General features: G+C 61.3%; 18 protein-coding genes, 1 tRNA gene and 1 pseudogene. 9 read left to right on the top strand and 11 right to left on the bottom strand.

Annotated elements, in window-relative coordinates; translation table 11 throughout:
* The first annotated feature begins 277 nt into the window (after positions 1-277).
* Positions 278-354: transfer RNA gene (locus HMPREF0291_RS09380), tRNA-Arg, on the top strand.
* A gap of 98 nt (positions 355-452) precedes the next feature.
* Here the strand turns inward: HMPREF0291_RS09380 and HMPREF0291_RS09375 are convergent.
* The 5 genes and pseudogenes from HMPREF0291_RS09375 to HMPREF0291_RS09355 all read right to left on the bottom strand — a co-directional run bounded on the left by HMPREF0291_RS09375 (position 453) and on the right by HMPREF0291_RS09355 (position 3,840).
* Positions 453-1,640, bottom strand: a complete 1,188-nt coding sequence (locus HMPREF0291_RS09375) for an IS481 family transposase (RefSeq protein ID WP_005287373.1) — start codon at positions 1,638-1,640, stop codon at positions 453-455.
* Positions 1,641-1,904: 264 nt separating this feature from the next.
* Positions 1,905-2,075 (bottom strand): annotated as a pseudogene (locus HMPREF0291_RS11645) (IS481 family transposase); the annotation flags it as partial.
* 301 nt (positions 2,076-2,376) lie between these two features.
* A complete protein-coding gene (locus HMPREF0291_RS09365; protein WP_005290642.1) occupies positions 2,377-2,979 on the bottom strand; it encodes a cadmium resistance transporter in 603 nt (200 codons plus the stop codon).
* The gene (gene cmtR / locus HMPREF0291_RS09360; RefSeq protein WP_040424527.1) at positions 2,976-3,335 is read right to left on the bottom strand and encodes a Cd(II)/Pb(II)-sensing metalloregulatory transcriptional regulator CmtR; all 360 of its coding nucleotides are present in this window, start codon (positions 3,333-3,335) and stop codon (positions 2,976-2,978) included. The genes HMPREF0291_RS09365 and cmtR overlap by 4 nt, the downstream gene beginning before the upstream one ends.
* 241 nt (positions 3,336-3,576) lie before the next feature.
* Positions 3,577-3,840: a hypothetical protein gene (locus HMPREF0291_RS09355; protein ID WP_040423780.1), complete on the bottom strand. Its 264-nt coding sequence runs from the start codon at positions 3,838-3,840 to the stop codon at positions 3,577-3,579.
* 566 nt (positions 3,841-4,406) lie between these two features.
* Here HMPREF0291_RS09355 and HMPREF0291_RS09350 point away from each other — a divergent pair.
* The 6 genes from HMPREF0291_RS09350 (at position 4,407) to HMPREF0291_RS09325 (ending at position 7,963) form a co-directional block, all read left to right on the top strand.
* Positions 4,407-4,940 (top strand): YceI family protein, encoded by a 534-nt coding sequence (locus HMPREF0291_RS09350; protein ID WP_005290628.1) that lies wholly within the window; start codon positions 4,407-4,409, stop codon positions 4,938-4,940.
* Positions 4,941-5,092: 152 nt separating this feature from the next.
* Positions 5,093-5,533 (top strand): hypothetical protein, encoded by a 441-nt coding sequence (locus tag HMPREF0291_RS09345; protein WP_005290626.1) that lies wholly within the window; start codon positions 5,093-5,095, stop codon positions 5,531-5,533.
* 3 nt (positions 5,534-5,536) lie between these two features.
* Positions 5,537-5,833, top strand: a complete 297-nt coding sequence (locus tag HMPREF0291_RS09340) for a winged helix-turn-helix domain-containing protein (protein WP_005290622.1) — start codon at positions 5,537-5,539, stop codon at positions 5,831-5,833.
* Positions 5,834-5,912: 79 nt separating this feature from the next.
* Positions 5,913-6,365 (top strand): hypothetical protein, encoded by a 453-nt coding sequence (locus tag HMPREF0291_RS09335; RefSeq protein ID WP_005290619.1) that lies wholly within the window; start codon positions 5,913-5,915, stop codon positions 6,363-6,365.
* 27 nt (positions 6,366-6,392) lie between these two features.
* Positions 6,393-7,082 carry a CPBP family intramembrane glutamic endopeptidase gene (locus tag HMPREF0291_RS09330; protein ID WP_040423778.1) on the top strand — a complete coding sequence of 230 codons (690 nt, stop codon included), beginning with the start codon at positions 6,393-6,395 and terminating at the stop codon, positions 7,080-7,082.
* A gap of 131 nt (positions 7,083-7,213) precedes the next feature.
* Positions 7,214-7,963, top strand: a complete 750-nt coding sequence (locus tag HMPREF0291_RS09325; RefSeq protein ID WP_005290613.1) for a hypothetical protein — start codon at positions 7,214-7,216, stop codon at positions 7,961-7,963.
* A gap of 7 nt (positions 7,964-7,970) precedes the next feature.
* Here the strand turns inward: HMPREF0291_RS09325 and HMPREF0291_RS09320 are convergent, their stop codons facing one another.
* From HMPREF0291_RS09320 to HMPREF0291_RS09295, 6 genes are all read right to left on the bottom strand, one after another.
* Positions 7,971-8,654: a type 1 glutamine amidotransferase domain-containing protein gene (locus tag HMPREF0291_RS09320; protein WP_005290609.1), complete on the bottom strand. Its 684-nt coding sequence runs from the start codon at positions 8,652-8,654 to the stop codon at positions 7,971-7,973.
* A 1-nt stretch (position 8,655) separates the two neighbouring features.
* Positions 8,656-10,254: an alpha/beta fold hydrolase gene (locus HMPREF0291_RS09315; RefSeq protein WP_232210298.1), complete on the bottom strand. Its 1,599-nt coding sequence runs from the start codon at positions 10,252-10,254 to the stop codon at positions 8,656-8,658.
* 183 nt (positions 10,255-10,437) lie between these two features.
* Positions 10,438-11,085, bottom strand: a complete 648-nt coding sequence (locus HMPREF0291_RS09310) for a LutC/YkgG family protein (RefSeq protein ID WP_005290602.1) — start codon at positions 11,083-11,085, stop codon at positions 10,438-10,440.
* Positions 11,072-12,676 (bottom strand): LutB/LldF family L-lactate oxidation iron-sulfur protein, encoded by a 1,605-nt coding sequence (locus tag HMPREF0291_RS09305; protein WP_005290599.1) that lies wholly within the window; start codon positions 12,674-12,676, stop codon positions 11,072-11,074. The genes HMPREF0291_RS09310 and HMPREF0291_RS09305 overlap by 14 nt, the downstream gene beginning before the upstream one ends.
* Positions 12,673-13,458 carry a (Fe-S)-binding protein gene (locus tag HMPREF0291_RS09300; protein ID WP_005290598.1) on the bottom strand — a complete coding sequence of 262 codons (786 nt, stop codon included), beginning with the start codon at positions 13,456-13,458 and terminating at the stop codon, positions 12,673-12,675. Before HMPREF0291_RS09300 ends, HMPREF0291_RS09305 begins: the two co-directional genes overlap by 4 nt.
* Before the next feature lie 55 nt (positions 13,459-13,513).
* Positions 13,514-15,283, bottom strand: coding sequence for an L-lactate permease (locus HMPREF0291_RS09295; RefSeq protein WP_005290595.1), 1,770 nt, complete (start codon positions 15,281-15,283; stop codon positions 13,514-13,516).
* Between the two features lie 172 nt (positions 15,284-15,455).
* Between HMPREF0291_RS09295 and argS the strand changes: the two genes are divergently transcribed.
* Both argS and lysA read left to right on the top strand, forming a co-directional pair.
* Positions 15,456-17,126 carry an arginine--tRNA ligase gene (gene argS / locus HMPREF0291_RS09290; RefSeq protein WP_040423776.1) on the top strand — a complete coding sequence of 557 codons (1,671 nt, stop codon included), beginning with the start codon at positions 15,456-15,458 and terminating at the stop codon, positions 17,124-17,126.
* Between the two features lie 58 nt (positions 17,127-17,184).
* Complete coding sequence (gene lysA, locus HMPREF0291_RS09285) at positions 17,185-18,531, top strand: diaminopimelate decarboxylase (protein WP_050748885.1); 1,347 nt, start codon at positions 17,185-17,187, stop codon at positions 18,529-18,531.
* Position 18,532 lies beyond the last annotated feature (1 nt).

Here is an 18,532-nt window from a genome sequence, read left to right as displayed (position 1 = left end):
GCAGAGCTTGTAGAGCTAACCGTCTCACTTGTGGTGGTCGTGTGCGTTGCGGTGACCGTCGCGGTGACCTGGACTGGTTCGCTCTGCTCCGAGCTGCACCCGCTCACGCATAGAACACCCGCGAGGATTGCAGGCAACAACCGGTTCATTGTCTCTCCCGAGAAGGTAGGACTCGCGTCTGTCTTCTTTAATCTAGCGGGAGCGCGTGAGGCTCATGCCCGATTAAGTCTCTCATCACCGGCGGTGATAAAGTCAGGTGCGCTGCTTCAAGCAGTACGTCTCCGTAGCTCAGCGGATTAGAGCATCGGTTTCCGGTACCGAAGGTCGCAGGTTCGAATCCTGTCGGGGACACCATGTGTCATCAGTCGCGACATTGTTGACAGATGAGTCGCGACATGGTGGACAAACCGGCGTCTTGGTGTTTATTTTTTCCAAGGCGCCGGTTGTGGTTTTCAGGTCAGTGGGGGTTGGCCTTTTCGCCAGTATGGTTTTTGGTAGTTGCGGGATGTGTCGATGTAGTGCTCGGTGATGGGTTCGCCGGTTTCTTTTAGTGATGTCGTGATGTGGTTGTCGGTGATGATCATCAGGACTTCTTCGCCGCTGTGGGCTCGGCCGATTCCTAGGCTGTAGAGCCTGCCGGCGTAGCGGATGGTGACTTTGCCGCTGGCGGCGACGACGTCGTTGCGGGTGCGCCATTCTTCTTTCGGGGTGAAGGTTGGTTCAGCTTTAGGTCCTGTTGTGTAGGCCTGGTGTGGGGTACGGCGTCCGAGTGATCGGTGGGGGCGTTCGGTGTTGTAGTAGGCGGTGAATTCGTTGAGCTGCCGTTGTAGTTGGGGGATGGTTTCTGCTGGTGGTTGTGCGTTGATCCAGCGTTTGAGTGTTTGGTGGAAGCGTTCGATTTTGCCTTGGGTTTGTGGGTGGCCTGGCCGGCCGTTTTTCTGCTGGATACGGTTGTCGTTAAGTGTTTTCTCGAATGCGTTTCTGCCGCCTTTGCGTCCGGCTAGTCGGGCGGTGAACACCAGCCCGTTGTCAGTGAGTGTGGATGCCGGTGGGCCGTAGGTGTCGATGAGGCGCTGTAGTTCTGCTGCGACAGCTGGCCCTGTAAATGCTGGCCGGGCGGTGATCGATAGCAGGTAGCGGGAGTGGTCGTCGATGAAGTCGAGGACTTCTACGCGCCTGCCGTCGATGAGGAAGAGGTAGGTGATGTCGGCCTGCCAGCATTCGTTGGGCATGGCCGCTTCAAACCTGATGTAGGAGCTGCGTGGTTTCTTTTGCGGTTGCGGGGCAACAAGTCCGGCTTCAGTGATGATCCGGCGGATCGTCGATGTTGACGGCACACGCAGGCCTTGTTGTCCTAAGTGGAAAGCGATGGTGTCGGGCCCTGCGTCGAAACCTGCTTTGGTGAGTTCTTTGCGCATGTCGATGATGTGGTTGCGCAGGGTCTCCGGCACGGCATTGGGGTGGGTGTGCGGCGCGCGCGATTTGGGGGCGATGGCTTGTTCGCCTCCGGCGTCGAACTCGGAGAGGATCTTGTAGATGCGTTGGCGGGAGATGCCGAATCGTTTGGCGACTTTGGTGACTGGTTCGCCTTGATCGCGGACGGCTTTGACGATGGCGAGATTTCGGTTCGGGCTGTTCATCTGTCAACGATGTCCCGACTGATACCAGCACCGTCACTAAACACGCGGGGGTGGCGGGAGGTGTCAATGATGTCGCGACTGAGGTGTCAACCATCACCCCAGATTGTTTCTACCCCCTAAGTGTCAACAATGTCGCGACTGACCTGTCAACCATCAGGAATGCTGTCCCAGGCACGCCGTGTCAACTATGTCATGACTTCAGACACTGTCGGGGACACCATGTGTTGTCTCGAGACATCGTTCCGGTCGAGTTTCGAGATTTCGTCATTTGTGGGTGCCCCATAGTGGGTTGAGTTCGTTGTCTTTTTGGTTGTAGTAGATCTTGTCGTCGCTCATTGTGTAGGCCGCGATATGTTCCCCAGTGGCGGTGATTTTGATGTCGACGTGGTTGTCAACGCAGAGCATTGTGATGGGTTCGCCGCCCCATCGGCGCCCGCACCGCCAGGCCCGGAATGCGCTCGTCGCCGTCGTTGACGTGCTTGGAGCGGTCCTCATCCCACACCACGGTGCCGGAGAAAGCACCCGGAATAACCGGAGTATCAGGGGCGTCAATGACGGGTACAGCGGGGGCGCGTGCACTCTAAGGCTGTGGCTTCGTTCGCTCGATGGCGCGGTTTTGCAGCGCTCCATGGCGGTCTTGTTGCTGCGATCACGCAGGACTGGCTGCAGGTAGGTGTCGCGGACTGAACCGAGAGGGGTGCGCCCGGCCGGGGCCGTTTAGATCGCTGCCGCTACGTCAGAGTCCGAAGGCTCCGCGGCTGACGAGGATCACGATGCCGAGGCCGATGAGAACAATGGGGAAGAGGATGTGCTCCCAGCGTTCGAGCACTTCCGCGATCGGGGGGCGGGTGGCGACGAACTTTGCCAGGGCCACCAGGACCGCGACAAGCGCGAGGAAGATGATGCAGTAAGCGACTACTGCGAGAGGTTCCACGCTGAGGAAGACAGGGGTGTAGACACCGATGTTGTCGCCGCCGTTGGCAAAGGTGACGCCTGCGACTGTCCCCACGCTGACTTTCTTGCCGGCAACCTTGGCCTCGTCGTCATCGTCGTCATCGTCTCCGCTCCAGGCCTGCCATGCGGCCCAGAGGCCGAGGCCCAGAGGGATGAGACCAAAGTACGGGATGGCTGCCGAGGGCAGGAATGCTCCGGCGCCGATGGTCACCAGGATCGCGGCACCGAGGATGCCGGCGAATCCGAGGTACTGGCCGGCCAGAATGCGGGCGGTAGTGCCGCGCTGGCCTGCCCCTCGCGCGAAGAAGAGGGAGAGCACGATGATGTCGTCGATGTTGGTAGCTGCGAACAGGCCTATCGCCTGCAAGACCGTGGTGAGGATCATGCGTCCTCCCCAGCTGCGTAACATCCGGGAAGCGAGCAGGCGGGATCGATGCACGGGGCGCCTTCGTCTACTGCCAGAGTGGCATCGACCAGTGTCGTCAGCGCCTGCGTCAGGTGCGGATCGGCGATCTCGTATCGTGTCCGACGACCCTCTGGCTCGGAGACGACGATCCCGCAATCGCGCAGGCATGCCAGGTGGTTGGACACGTTCGGGCGTGTCAGGTCCAGATCTCGAGCCAGTTCCGCCGGGTAAGCGGGATGGTCGAGCAGGGTCAAGATGATCCGGGATCGAGTGGGGTCGGCCAGTGCACGACCCAGGCGGTTCATCACGTCGAGACGCGAAACGATAGTCAGCATGTACTGAACTATACAGCGAGCACTGAACATGTCAAGTCCGAGGTAGTGGCGTAGCCGCGTGTGCTGCTCAGGAGACAGTGGAAGTGGCAGAGATTCCGGCAAAGTTGCGAAAACAGCGTCGCCCGCTCGAGATCCAAGTTGTGCGCGAATCGTTCTACCGATCAAATAATCCCGCTCCGGTCTCTCAAGCCAGTTTGCTGCCTCGATTATCCTGTGTACCTCTTATGGGAAGTACGGAACGCTAGCGGACTTTGAGCTGAAGGTAGTCGTCTGGGTGAGCTGTGTCCTCAATGCTCAGATTGGTGGGCTGCTGGTCCGCAGGCATGGGGGACACCCAGATCATCTGCTTAGTCTCGCCCGGCTTGAGCATTTCACCGCACGCTGGGTTTCCCGGGACGCGCTCCAGGTAGCCTACGTTTCCCCAAGAAGAACCGTTCGCGAGAATGTTCACGTCAAGCTCGAGTCCGCACGCTAAGTCGATTTCGCGGGTTCCGTTATTGGTCACGTCCGCGGCGACCGAAACCTGCTTCCTGCCCTCGAAAATCGGGCATTTCGACCTCAACGATCGTCGAGGGATCGGCCAAGTTTGTGACACGAATGGTGAAATCGCCGACTGTGCCAGTGAAACGATCGCCGAGTTCAGTGCCAGACTCCTCGGGTGCTTCCCCTTGAGCTCCGGGTTCCTCTTCGGGTTGTTCTTTGCTCTCCTGGGCGCAAGCGGCGAGGCTTAGGGCGAAAGCGAAGGCAGCAGACAGGGTTAGTTTCTTTTCCCTTTTTTCTGATATTCACAACCAGACTCAGAGAATTAGTAAACGTGGAAAGTTGGGCCGCAGCGGGGGAGCGGCAACCTTCGCGGCCGGCCACTTGAGGGGCCAGTGAAGGAAAGATGACCGACGCTCGACGGCACCACTAGTGTCCGGTGGGGCTTTCGTGAACGTGCTGTTAGATGCGTTATGAATATCGCGATGAAGTTTCGCTGTTAAAGGTTCGTTGCCGCCGGCTACACATGTGGCTACAGTCGGCCTTGTCCAACTTAGTGGACGAGTCAACATTGTTCCCAAAGGAGATCCCATGAGCACACTCACTGGCACCTACAACCTAGACCCCGCCCACTCTTCCGTCGGCTTCACCGTGCGCCACGCAATGGTGACGAAGGTCCGTGGCGAGTTCACTGATTACGAAGCGTCCATTACCGTGGCGGAGGACCCGTCGGCAAGCACTGCTACCGGCACTGTGCGCACGGAGAGCATCGACACCCGCAACGAAGACCGCGACGCCCACGTCCGCGGCGAGGACTTCTTCGCAGTCGAGCAGTACCCGGAGATGACGTTCAACGCCACCAGCTTCGACGTCGACGCAAACGGCAACGGCACCGTCACCGGTGACCTGACCATCAAGGGCACCACGAAGCCCGTCACGTTCGAGGTTGAGACGTTCGGTGTGGAAGAAGACCCGTTCGGCAACATCCGCATGGGCTTTGAGGCGCGCACCACGATCAATCGCAGCGAGTTTGGCATCGACTTCCAGGCTCCGTTGAACTCCGGCGGCATGATGCTGAGCGAGAAGGTCGGCATCGAAATCGAGGGTTCTGCGATCAAGCAGTAGCTTATCGACGAGCGTCCGCCCTCCGCCCGCCACTTTCGTGGCGGGCCTTTTGTGCGTGCCGGCAGGTTTCGCTCTTTCTGAAGATGACTCTTGACGGTCAGCGTCCGAGACAGTACTTTCCAAACTGGAAAGTACTTCACGACCCTGGAGAGATGACCATGAACCCGTCAGCTTCTGAAGCGCGCGAGATGCTCGCTCGCGCAAATACCCTGTCCCGCAATGCCGCCCGATTCCCATTAAGCTGGATCGGCTACATCATGCTCTGTGCAGCCGGGCCGCTGTATCTCATCGCTTCCTACTTCAATGGCGGTGGCCCGCCACCACCGATCGTGTGGGCGGTGATTGGGGCATGGGTGTTCTTTGGGATGAACTCGTCCGCTATCTTCGGGGCGCTTTCGGGCCCGGCACCGAAAGGCTTTGGCGCTCGGTGGGGTGTCATGATCGGACTGTGGGGAATCATGTGGGGGTTCAGCCTCTTGGGTCCGAGCATCACTTCCGGACAACTCGTCCTGCAAAGTTACGTTTACCTTGGTCTCGCCCTTGCAGGGCCGGTGTGGGACTATGCCTCGCTGCGCGTTCAGAGGATGAAATAATCCATGGCGCACCTGCGAAACGAGCTTGACCCGGTACTGGCGAATCCGCTGCGCTTTTCCTTGCTCGCTTCTCTTTCCAACGTCGTTGAAATGACGTTCAAGGATCTGCGGGACCATCTGGACACGACGGACTCCACATTGTCGAAGCATGCGACTGCACTGGAATACGCTGGGTATGTCCGAGCCAAGAAAGGCTTTGTCGGTAAGTTGCCGCAGACCCGGTTCGTGATCACCAGGGCTGGGCGAGAGGCGCTCAGCCACCACCTGGAAACGCTCAACCGCATCGCGCAGGGCGGGTGATGCGGAAGCGGCCAGAAAAAGTCAGGGAAACACGCCGGGGTTCAGTAAAATCACAGAGTTCACGGTCTACTATCAGGTTATGAAGCAATGCACTGTCCTCGGCGGACTGCTTTTCGGCGCCGTGAGCTTTCCCATAATCGCGGTTCTAGCTGCGCTTTCCGCGGCAGATCCGGACGGGGCCAATCAAGCTACTACCTCAGCGATCATCGCGCTAGGCAACACTGTAGCGACGCTGTGGATCATCGGCTTGACGTACTACCTCGTCAATCGGCCGGAGATCTCACAGGGCAAGGGCGCGGCTATGCAGACCGCTGTCACCGGGGCAATTCTGCTTGTGCTCGGCTTCGGCTCGACCGCGTTCTACGCCTGGGAGGAAGTAGCCGCAGGTAAGGAACTGCCGACGATCAATCTGCTGGTCTTTCTCATTCCTGTCGGGTTGTTCGTCGTTACAGTCGCGCTATTCATGGCGATGCTGCAAGGCCCTGGAACTCCCACTGGCAATCCCAGGGTGCAGGTCGCACACGCGCACTAGAAACCAGTTCGAACTAAGGGGCTTTCGGTGAACTGGCAAACTCTCACGCCTCCGCGGGCCAAAGACGCACTCGTTGCGGCGTTAGCTATTGTCTCGATGTACGCGCTGCTCATCGGTCAGGCTGTCGGGCTGTGGAAACTAGACGTCGACAGAAGTGTCCTCATCGTTGCTATGCCGTTCATGATGGTGATAGCGCTTGGTCTTCCCGCCTGGTTGTTACTGCGCTACATGCGCAACCGCGGGATCGAAGCGGGGTATCTCCCACTGGGCAAGCGCGGTTGGCACCTCCTGTGGCAGGTGCCGGCCATCATCATCAGCGCCGGCATTGTGACTTCGATCTTGGGGCCGCTCCTTGGGCTGAACAATGCAGAGGACACGTCGGTCTTGGAAGAAGTGGGTGTCGGGCGTGCTCTTCCCATCATTGTCACTTTGGCGGCCTACTTGCTCGTAGGGCCGTTCCTGGAAGAGCTGGTCTTCCGCCGGGTTCTCATGGGGTACTTCGATACGCTCATGCCTGCCGCGCTGAGCGTGATCCTCAGTTCGGTGATCTTCGGGATCGCCCACGTAAGCCCACCGGCAATTCTGTACACGACCTTCTTTGGTCTCGGGTGCGCCCTTGTCACCCGCTGGCACGGCACCTTATGGGCTGGCTTGATCGCGCACGTTGCAAATAATGCGTTGATCCAGCTCACCACGCTGGCTGTGCTCCTAGGGTGAGTGGGGCCAGCGGTGCCAGAACGGCGTAGCTAAATGGAATCTTCTTTGTAAAAGCTTGCCTCAATCTAAGATTGAGAACTACCCGTCCCGCAGAGCTGTAAGAACACCGAATCACACGAAAAGGAAGCACCATGTTGACATCACGCGCACTGAAAACGATTGGGGCGTCCGTCGCTGCGTCCACGCTGCTGCTAGTGGCCGGGTGCAGCTCGGACGAGCAGGGCAATGCAGAAGGGCCGGCCACGGAAACCCAGGGGGAGAGTGCTGAAGCAGCCCCGTCCGAAGAAACGGCGGCTGAGAACTCCGAGTCGGCCGAGGTGAAAGATCTCTCCCAGTTGTTCGATGGCGTCACCTTCAAGAGCGAGCAGGTGGTCACGCAATCACCGGAGCAGATCAAGGACTTGCTCCAGGTGATGAAGGACGTGCAAGCGGCGGATATGTTCGAGTTCGATCCCCCTGAGTGCGGCGAGGAGTTCCAGAGGAACCAAGACGACTTCAACGATGAAGACGTTTCGCCGGAGACCTTCACTGCGGGTGACGTTCAAACCGACGGTTTCGCAGTGGTTGCCTATGACCTAAGCGTGACCAAGGATCCGGAGCGCGATAGAACGACGCCGGACTCAGAAAAGTGCGGAAACTACTCGTTCACGTCGCCCGCAGGCGTAATGAGCGTCGCGGCTGAGGAGCTCCCCTTCACTGCAGATGCGGATGGGGGCTACGCCGTCATCCAGCGGACCGACTCCGAAATGGAGCAGATGTCCACTTACAACACTGTGGCCGAGAAAAACGGCACGCTCGTCAGCTTGAGCGTCAATGATCCCAGCGAGGAAAACATCAAGGCGGCCGAGGAAACACTGGGCATGATCCTCGACCGCCTGTAGGCGGGATTTAGGAGTCCAGCAGCTCCAGCACAGCCTCGCCGACACCGGCTGCGCTCATCGGGTTCTGCCCGGTGACCAGCTTGCCGTCCACGACGACATGCTTCGTCATGGGCAGCTTAGCGGTGGTGTACTCGCCGGCTTGCTCCTTCAGCTTCTCCTCGAGGCTGAAAGGGACTTCGGCTGTGCGCTGAGCCAGTTTCTCTTCGGCCCAGGAGTAGCCGGTGACGTTGCGGCCGTCGAGAAGCGAAGAACCGTCTGCGAGGGTGACGTCGAGCAAACCGACCGGACCGTGGCACACAGCCGAGACAATCTTGTCGGCGTCGGCGAAGTGGGCCACAGCGGCGGTGACTTCCTCGTTAGTGAAGTCGAACATCGTGCCGTGGCCGCCGATCAAGTAGATCCCGTCATAGGAGTCGAGGTCGACGTCGGTGATGGCGGGGGTGTCGTCGAGAAGCGCCATGAACTCCGGGTCTTTGTAGCGCTTGTTCGTGCCGCCCATCTGGATCACCGGGGTTTTCAGGCTCACCGGGTCAATAGGGACAGCGCCGCCATCGACGCTGGCAAGGTCGACCTCGTGGCCGGCCTTGGTCAGCACGTCGTAAAAGTGCGTGAATTCGCCGAGCCACATGCCGGTGTGAATACCGGAGCTCTGGTAGCGGTGGACGCTGGTCGACAGTGCGAGAAACTTCATTCTATTGTCCTTGTGCTTCGAAGTAGCCGGGCGCGTTGAGGGTGGTTGCCTGGCCGGTGCGCAGGTAATCCACCACGAGGCGATCAACAACGGGGTTGCCGAACGCCACGTGGCCATGGCCCGGGCCGTGCACGGTCACCAACTGCGTGCCCATCGTGGAGTGCAGGGTGCCGCGGCCAGCGTACACAGTCTGCGGATCGCGCGTGGCGTTGATCTGCAGGGGACGCACGGCCAGCTTGGAACCGTCGAGATGCGGGCGTCCAACGACCGGTGCAGCTCCGTTGCACATCAATCCGCTCTTGTACATGGCGTTGATGGCGGTGAAGATGTCCCCGGAGATGTAATTGGTGTACAAAGCCTGCGGGATGAGCGTGTAGTCCGGCGGGGTGATGTTCTCGTTGCAGGTCTGCACAGAGAGCAACTGCTGGGTGTGCATTTGTGACAGCTTGAGCTCTTCAGCGACTGCTGGCGGAGGAACCTCACCGACCTGGTCGGCAGTGCCGTTGGTCATGGTGGCCAGCAGGTGCCACTGGCTCGGCTGCGGAATGAGCAGGCGGGTCATGAGCAGCAACTGGGAGTTGGCCTGGTTCGCTCCGGGGTTGAGAATCATGTTGACCACGTTCTCGCCCTCCACGCGGGCCTTGCCGGTGGCGGTCATAAGGTCTGCGCCAGCTTGGCCGGAGCTTGCAAGCCCCGGAGGCAGGTCACCCACGCGCGCCGGCGGGGGAACGAGCGTCGGGTTCGTGCCGGTCTCGGCGACGATCTGGCGGGACCAGTACTGGTAGGCCTTGAGCGGTGTGTCGCCCATCTTGTACTTGTGGTCGTTCATAGACAGCCAGGTGAAGTACTCGTGCAACACCGTCTCGTAGCCTCCCTGCTGGGACGCCATGACGTCGTTCCACGCCATGTTCGGATCCATTGCGGAATCCAGGACGACCTTGTCAGTGTTGGCCGGGTACATCGTGGCGTACACAGACCCGAGAAACGTACCGTACGACAAGCCCATGATGGAGATCCTGTCGTACCCCAGGGCCTGGCGGACCATGTTCCAGTCGCGCGCGTTGTTGTCCGTGGTGATGGACTCCGGGTAACCGGGGCCGCCGGTCTGGCAGCTGCGGCGGACGTATCCGCCCATGTTGGTCACGGAGTCGACCGTGTCGCGCACCACCGCCAGCGGATCTTGTCCGGTCGCCGGGTCTTGGCATTCTAGGGGAGTGGAGTGCGCCAAGCCGCGGGGTTGCACGGCGACCAAGTCCCACTCGTTGCGGATCTCTTGCGGCCAGTTGTACCCGACGTTCTTCGACCCGAAGTAGGTGTAGGCATCGCCGCCAGGGCCGCCCGAGTTACCAAAGAGCACACCGCGCTTCGCTGCCGGCTGCTGCGCCTTGATCTGCAGGAAGCCGAGCGAGATCTTGCGGCCGTCCGGCTGGTCGTAGCGCATCGGAACATCAATCCGGCCGCACTGAGCGCCGTCGACGTCAACGGTGGCGGGGCAGTCTTCCCACGTAATCTTCGGTGCGGACTGAGCTCCGGCCGCCGGAATGACGGCCATCGTCGCGGCTGTGGCAACTGTCGCAACGACAGTTGCCGCCCGCTTCAAGGAAAATACGGTGAACACTGCGATACCTCCCAGGTAAGAAGAATCCTTTTCAAAACTATGTCGCCCATAATAAATCTTGCGCGCGAGAAAAGCGCGGCACGGGAAATGACAGCAGATCGGCCCGCACTTTCCACTCGGAGGGTGCGGGCCGATTTGTGTTCTGGCTGCGGTTGCAGCCGGTAATTAATCCACCACGAACACGATCAAGTCGCGCGGGCCGTGAACGCCTTCCACACGCACGAGCTCAATGTCGGACGTTGCCGACGGACCAGAGATGAGCGTGGCCGGTTTGTACGGGTCGATCTTGCCGAACATCTCGGGCACGCCGTAGACCACGGTGTCCATGGGCACGATGCACAAGTGGCGGTCGGGCACCAGGGACAGGGAGCGGCGGCCGCAGACGGCGGGGCCGTCCTCTAGAACGTCGGACTGCAGCACGATCGTGCCGGTCTGTGCAGCGGACACGACAGAGCTGGTGACCACCGCATCAGCGTCCCCAAGGGTGCGCGGGTCCACAGAAGACTCGTCCGGGGCAGCAGTGCCGGAGAAACCGTCGAAAAGCGACTTCTCCAGGCCCGGCGCGTAGCGCACGTCGTCGCACTCGCGGTCGTGGAGTACCTCGACGATCTTGCCCGGCAGCTCGTCCGCGGAGCACTGGATCACATCGGCCTTGTAGTCCACGAGCCTGTCGACGAGGATTTCACGCAGCTCGTCGCGGCCCAGCGACGACTCAGTGCGGTACTCGTGGGAGTGCTCGACGCTCGCAGACGCGTCTGCGAGCTTCTGCGCGTCGCGGATGCGGGAGAGAATTTCCTCTTTAGCGCTCGTCATTGCGGGCCTCCCCTTGGTTGGTCGAGGCATTGTCCTCGATGGTGTCAGCTGCGACGGAGTCAGAATTCGGGTCAGTGTTGCGGGCAGCACCCTGTGCGCGGGCATCCGCGAGCAACTGCTGCGCCTCATCCGACTCAAACCACTCACGGAAGGACTTCTTCGGCGGCACCGCGGTGTCGCGGTAGTCGGACCAGCCAGACATGAACAGCGGCAGCGAATCAATCACGCCGTTGAAACCGCCGAGGATGCGGCCGGCGGCGGCCATGCGCACCGCCTGGTTCCACAGCTTCTGGTTGCCCATGACAAAGCCAATGGAGGAGAACATCGAACCCTCGAGTGCCGGACGGTGGTTCTTCACCTTCTGGTGGCGCATCTCCAGCAGCACATCGGTGATCGGGATCTTAACGGGGCAGACCTCGTCGCAGCGGCCGCACAGCGAGGACGCGTATGGCAGCGACGCGGTGACGTCATCCGTCGAATCCATGCCCGCCAGCTGCGGGGTGAGGATTGCGCCGATCGGGCCGGGGTAGACCGAACCGTAGGAGTGGCCGCCAGCGCGCTCGTAGACCGGGCACACGTTCAGGCATGCAGAGCAGCGGATGCACTTGAGAGCCTCACGGCCGATCTCGTTGGACAGTGCGGCAGTGCGGCCGTTGTCCATGAGGACAATGTGGAACTCCTGCGGGCCATCTTCCGCGGTCACGCCCGACCAAATCGAGGTGTACGGGTTCATGCGCTCACCGGTCGAAGAACGGGGGAGCAGCTGCATGAACACGCCGAGGTCGTCGAAGGAAGGCAGGAGCTTTTCGACGCCCATCACCGTGATCAGAGTTTCCGGCAGGGTCACGCACATGCGGCCGTTGCCCTCAGACTCCACGATGGACACCGAACCGGTCTCGGCGATGCCGAAGTTGCAGCCGGAGATAGCCACCTTGGCCTTCATGAACTGGTCGCGCAGGAAGGAACGCGCAGCGTCCGCCAGCTCCGAAGGGTCCTCAGTGAGGTCCTGGCGCGCGCCAGGCATCTTCTCGGTGAAGATGTCACGGATCTCTGCGCGGTTGCGGTGGATGGCCGGCACAACGATGTGGGAGGGGAAGTCCTCGCCCAGCTGGACGATGAGCTCCGCCAAGTCGGTCTCCTGAACGTGGATGCCGTCTTCGGCGAGGACCTCATTCAGCGCGATCTCTGCAGTCGCCATGGACTTGACCTTGACCACTTCAGTCTCACCGGTGGCTTTGACCAGGTCGGCGACAATCTGGTTAGCCTCGCGGGCGTCGCGCGCCCAGTGGACGTGGCCGCCGCGGGCGGTGACGTTCTCCTCGAACTGCTCGAGCAGCTCCGGCAGGCGAGCCAACGTGTTGCGCTTGATGGTCGAGCCTGCCTCACGCAGCTGCTGCCAGTCATCCAGCTCATCGACAACACCCTGGCGCTTGAGACGGATCTGAGTAGTCGCGTGGTGCAGATTCCGGCGCTGCGTAGAGTTGTTCAGCTCGTGCTTCGCGTTCTTCTGGAACTTCTCGTACTCGCGGAAGTGACCCGGCTCGAGCGGGGCATGCGGCGGGGTAGTGGGGGTACCGAGTGAGACCTTCACAGCATCTTCTCCTTCGAGTATGCAGCCGACGTCGGCGTCCACGGGTGCGAGCGGGTGGATGCGAGAATCTCCGCGATGTGGATCGCGCGGATGCCGGAGTGCTGGCGGGACATAGCACCGCCGATGTTCATCAGGCAGGACGAGTCGCCAGCGGTGACGTACTCGGCCTCCGTGTCCTTAATGTGGCGCACCTTGTCGCTGACCATCGCCGCCGAAACGTCGGCGTTCTTCACCGCGAAGGTGCCGCCGAAACCGCAGCACTCTTCGACGTTGTCCAGCTCGACGAAGTCGATGCCCTCGACGTTCTTCAGCAGATCCGTCGGGCGGCTGCCGACCTTGATCATGCGGCGCGAGTGGCAGGTGGAGTGGTAGGTCACGCGGTGAGGGAAGAACGCTCCCACATCGGTGGTGCCCATGACATCCACGATGAACTCGGACAGGTCCAAGGTCTTGTTAGCGGCGCGCGTTGCACCGTCGACAAGCCCCTTGGAACCGTAACGGTCAGCGATGCGCACGTGCTGCTCGCGGACGGCACCAGTGCAGGAGCCGGACGGGGTGACAACGTAATCGATCGAATCGTCCGCGAACGCGTCAACGTAGTTCTCAATAATGGGCACCACTTCCTTCTGGTACCCGGTATTGATGTGCATCTGTCCGCAGCAGGTCTGCTCTTTCGGGAAGACGACTTCGCATCCGAGGCGGGACAAAACCAAGGCAGACGCCTTGTGGGCATCGGGGAACAGGGCGTCCCCGATGCAGGTGGAAAATAGGGCTACACGCACTGGTGGCTCCTTTCTGGGTGGGTTGCCGGCCAGTCAGCGTAGAGGTTACTCCCCTTTAGCCCACAGCGGGCGCTAGGGCACTGAGCACGTTCGTCTGCAGGAAGACCATGGTGCACACAGCCAGCAAGAAGACGAAGGACCAGCCGACGACTTTCTTGAAAAGCTCCGACTCTTTGCCCTCCATGTTCACCGCCGTGGCGGCGATGGCGAGGGACTGCGGGGAGATCATCTTGCCCACGACACCACCGGTGGTGTTGGCCGCCAGCATGAGATCCGGGTTGAGGTCCAGGCGCTCGGCGGCCGTGACCTGAAGGTTGGCGAACAGCGCGTTCGCGGACGTGTCCGAGCCGGTGACCGCCACGCCGATCCACCCCAGCATCGGAGCGAGAAAGGCAAACGCGGCGCCGAGGCCTGCGAACCAATAACCAATGGTCACCGTCTGGCCGGAGTAGTTCATCACGTACGCAAGCGCGAGAACCACCACGATGGTCAGCGCGGACCAGCGCATGCGGTAGGCCGTGTCCACGAATTCTTTGCCCACCTGGGCCCAGTTGAGCTGGTAGCGGCCGTTCTCGTCGAAGATGATGTAGACCAACGCGACGATGAGCCCGGAGATGACCAGCAGGGTGCCCGGGTTGTGCAGGTAGGCGAAGGTGTAGTCGGTCTTGACGTCGGTGCCGGTGGAGCTGAGGATGCTGCCTGTCTCAATCCCCGGCCACGGAATGGCCAGTTTGAACGACTTCAGCCATTCAGGGATCGTCGTGCCCAAGTTGGCAATGCCGAAGATGAACACCACGACGGCATAGGGCATCAGTGCCATCCAGACGCGGTTGCCGGGAAGGCTCTCATCTGCTGCTTCAGCGCGCGTCTTGATCGCGGTGGAACCAGCTACCTCGGTCTCGGCATCGTCGCCGTGGGTTCCTGTCCCCGCGTTCGGTGCTACGTCTGCGTCCGGCTGGTCAAGGCCAAGGCGCTCACGCAGCTCCGGCACACCGACCGGTTTCCAGAACTGCAGCAGAACAAACGCCGCGCCAAGGGCGACGATGCAGGCGATGACGTCGGTGAGCTGGTAAGCGAAGTAGTTGGAGGTCCACCACTGTGCAATACCGAAGGACAGGCCGATGGTGACGGCGGCGGGGATGGTCTCGCGGACGCCGCGTCCGCCGTCTACCAGGAAGGCGATGATGAACGGCACGAAGAACGCCAGGAACGGGGTTTGGTGGCCGACAATCGCAGCGATGTTCTCTGTCTGCTCGAGAGTGCGGCCACCGACCTCACCGGCAGTGGTGATCGGGATGGACACCGCGCCGAACGCAACGGGGGCGGTGTTGGCGATCAGCACAATCGATGCCGCCTTCAGCGGGGGGATGCCGAGGGCGAGAATCATCGTCGCGGTGATGGCCACCGGTGCGCCGAATCCTGCGAGCGCTTCAAGCAGGCCACCGAAACAAAAGGCGATGAGCATCGTCTGGATGCGCACATCTCCGTTGCCCATTTTGTCGAACACCCTGCGAAGGTCTTCGAACCGGCCGGCTGCCACGGTGATCTGGTAGAACCAGATCGCGGTGAGGATCACCCAGACAATAGGGAAGAGTCCGTAGAGCCCGCCGCGGAACGCGGACGATACTGCCATGCCGACCGGCATATTGAAGCCGAGCACAGCAACAAGCAGCGCCACGCCCAGCGCAACCAGACCGGACGTGTGAGCGCGCGCTTTGAAACCCAGCAGCATGACGAAAAACGCCAACAGCGGCAAGACCGACACAAGTGCGGATAGTCCTACGCTTCCCGCTACTGCGTCGGTGTGAATCTGAAAGGTCCCCATTGACCATCTCCTCTGCGAATACTTTGCACGGGCAAAAATAATGCAGTCAAAGTATTCCAGTAGCCGCGTGTGTCCGGAGGAAAACGGAGATTTTCACCCAGTTTCATTAAAGGATGAGCAGCGCACCTGCCAGTTCTGCCGGTGTCCGGCCCCTGATCTAGACTTGCTGCCCATGACCCCTGCTGACCTCGCCGCGACTGTCCGCGCCATTACTACCGAAACGCTCGATGCCCACGGGCTTGATTCCTCCGTCGTCCCGGAGACGGTCACCGTCGAGAGGCCCCGCAACCCGGAGCACGGTGATTACGCCACCAATGTCGCACTTCAGGTGGCCAAGAAAGCAGGGACGAACCCGCGGGAGCTCGCCGGCTGGCTTATCGACGCTCTTGTCGCCCTCCCCGAGATCGATTCCGCAGATGTTGCCGGCCCCGGCTTCATTAATCTGCGCCTTGGGGCTGCTGCCACCGGTGGCATTGTGGCCGACATCCTGGCGAAGGGGGAGGCCTACGGCAGCTCGGACATCTACGACGGGGAGAAAATCAACCTGGAGTTCGTCTCCGCCAACCCGACTGGCCCGATCCACCTGGGCGGCACCCGATGGGCAGCCGTCGGTGACTCGTTGGGCCGTGTGCTGGAATTCTCCGGCGCGGAGGTGACCCGCGAGTACTACTTCAACGACCACGGCGGCCAGATCGACCGCTTTGCCCGCTCCCTGGTAGCTGCAGCCAAGAATGAGCCGACCCCCGAGGACGGTTATGGCGGGGAGTACATCGCCGACATTGCCAGCGCGGTTGTCGCGGAGAACCCGGGCATCCTGGAGGGCGATGCAGCGGTAGTGCAAGAAGCTTTTCGGCGCGAGGGCGTCGAGAAGATGTTCGCGCAGATCAAACAGTCCCTGCACGACTTCGGCACCGACTTCGATGTCTTCTTCCACGAGAACTCCCTGTTCGAGTCCGGAGCTGTGGACCGTGCGATCCAGACGCTGAAGGACAACGGCAACCTCTATGAAAACGATGGAGCGTGGTGGCTGCGCTCGACCGACTTCGGCGATGACAAAGACCGCGTCGTGCTCAAGTCCGACGGTGATGCCGCATACATAGCTGGCGACATCGCGTATGTAGCAGACAAGTTCGACCGCGGACACACTCTGGCCATCTACATGCTGGGTGCGGACCACCACGGTTACATCGCCCGCCTGCGCGCAGCCGCCCAGGCGCTGGGATACAACCCGGAGGCAGTCGAGGTCCTCATCGGCCAAATGGTCAACCTGGTCCGCGACGGCCAGCCGGTGAAGATGTCCAAGCGCGCCGGGACAGTGATCACCCTCGACGACTTGGTGGATGTCATTGGTGTGGATGCCGCGCGTTATTCGATGGTGCGCTCCTCGGTCGACTCCACTCTGGACATCGACCTGGACCTGTGGGAGAAGCAGTCCAACGACAACCCCGTCTACTACGTGCAGTACGGCCACACGCGCCTGGCGTCGATCGAACGTAAGGCTGCCGAGGCCGGTGTCGTCCTCGCACGCTCGGACGACGATGAAGAAGTTGATCTGTCCTTGCTCACCCACGAGAAGGAAGGCGACCTGATTCGTACGCTGGGCGAGTTCCCTGCCGTCGTCAAGGCAGCGGCTGAGCTGCGCGAACCGCACCGTATCGCACGCTACGCCGAGGAACTGGCCAGCGTCTTCCACAAGTTCTATGACGCCTGCCAGATCCTGCCCAAGGCAGGGGAGGACCCGCAGCCGATTCACGCCGCCCGTCTCACGCTCGCCTCGGCCTCGCGCCAGGTGCTGGCCAATGCTCTGCGCCTGCTCGGCGTGACCGCTCCGGAGAGGATGTAGACCGATGCTCGATCCCGTTCTGAACACTGCCAATTTGTCGCGCGATGACCTGTTGCGCATGCGCCACAATGAGGCCGGGTGTTTCAATGACCTGCCCGCCCATGTGTGGCCACGAAGCGCGCAGCGGCTTGACGACGGTACAGTCACTATCGCCGGCGTGCCGCTGCCGGACATTGCAGCTGAGTACGGCACCCCTGTGATGGTTGTCGACGAGGACGATTTCCGGTCCCGCTGCCGCGACATGGTTCGCGCTTACGGCAAACCGGAGAACGTGCACTACGCCTCCAAGGCATTCCTGACCACTCACATTGCCCGCTGGGTCAACGAGGAGGGACTGTCGCTCGACGTGGCGAGCGAGAACGAGCTTCTCATTGCCCTACACGCGGGATTCCCGGCAGAGCGCATCACCGTGCACGGCAACAACAAGCCCGATTCGTTCCTGCGCCGCTGCGTGCGCGAAGGTGTCGGCGAAGTGGTCATCGACTCCCACCAGGAGCTCGAGGAGCTTGAGCGCATCGCGGGTGAGGAAGGCACGGTGCAGGAGGTGTTCATCCGCGTCAAACCCGGTGTGGAGGCGCATACGCACGAGTTCATCGCCACCAGCCACGAAGACCAGAAGTTCGGTTTGTCGCTGGTATCTGGCTCCGCCTACCGCGCCGCCGTGGCCGCCAGTGAGGCTGACAACATCCAGCTGACCGGTCTGCACTGCCACGTCGGTTCCCAGGTGTTTGACGCAGAGGGCTTCAAGCTCGCCGCCGCGCGTGTACTGGGGCTGTACGCGCAGATCTACCGCGAGCTGGGCCTGGAGCTCGGCTACCTCGACCTCGGCGGCGGTTACGGCATCGCCTACACCAACGAGGAGCAGCCGCTCGCCGTTGATGACGTGGCGAAGGACTTGCTCAAAGCCGTAGCCGAGAAGGCGGACGAGCTTGGCATCACCCCGCCGGAGGTCATTGTGGAGCCGGGTCGCGCCATTGCCGGCCCCGCCGCTGTGACTGTGTACTCGGTGGGCACGGTCAAGGACGTGCACGTGACTGATGAGGCGACGCGCCGCTACATCGCCGTCGACGGCGGTATGAGCGACAACATCCGCACCGCCCTGTACGGCGCGGATTATGACGCACGCGTGGTCAACCGGCTCACCGACGGCACCCCGCAGGCCACGCGCATGGTCGGTGCGCACTGCGAGTCCGGCGACATCCTCATCAACAACGCCCTGTGGCCGGACGACATTGCCTCCGGCGACCTTATCGCGCTCGCCGCGACGGGTGCCTACTGCTACTCCATGGCATCGAACTACAACTGCTTCGGCCGGCCGGCCGTCGTCAGCGTCAAAGATGGCGTAGTCACTCCGATGGTGCGTAGGGAGACGGTAGAGGACATCCTCGCTCGAGAGGTTTTGTAGA

Origin of the sequence: Corynebacterium genitalium ATCC 33030, from assembly GCF_000143825.1 — a bacterium.
Lineage (GTDB): Bacteria > Actinomycetota > Actinomycetes > Mycobacteriales > Mycobacteriaceae > Corynebacterium > Corynebacterium genitalium.
The sequence above is the reverse complement of the archived record's forward strand: the minus strand, read 5'-3'. Positions and strand labels throughout refer to the sequence as shown.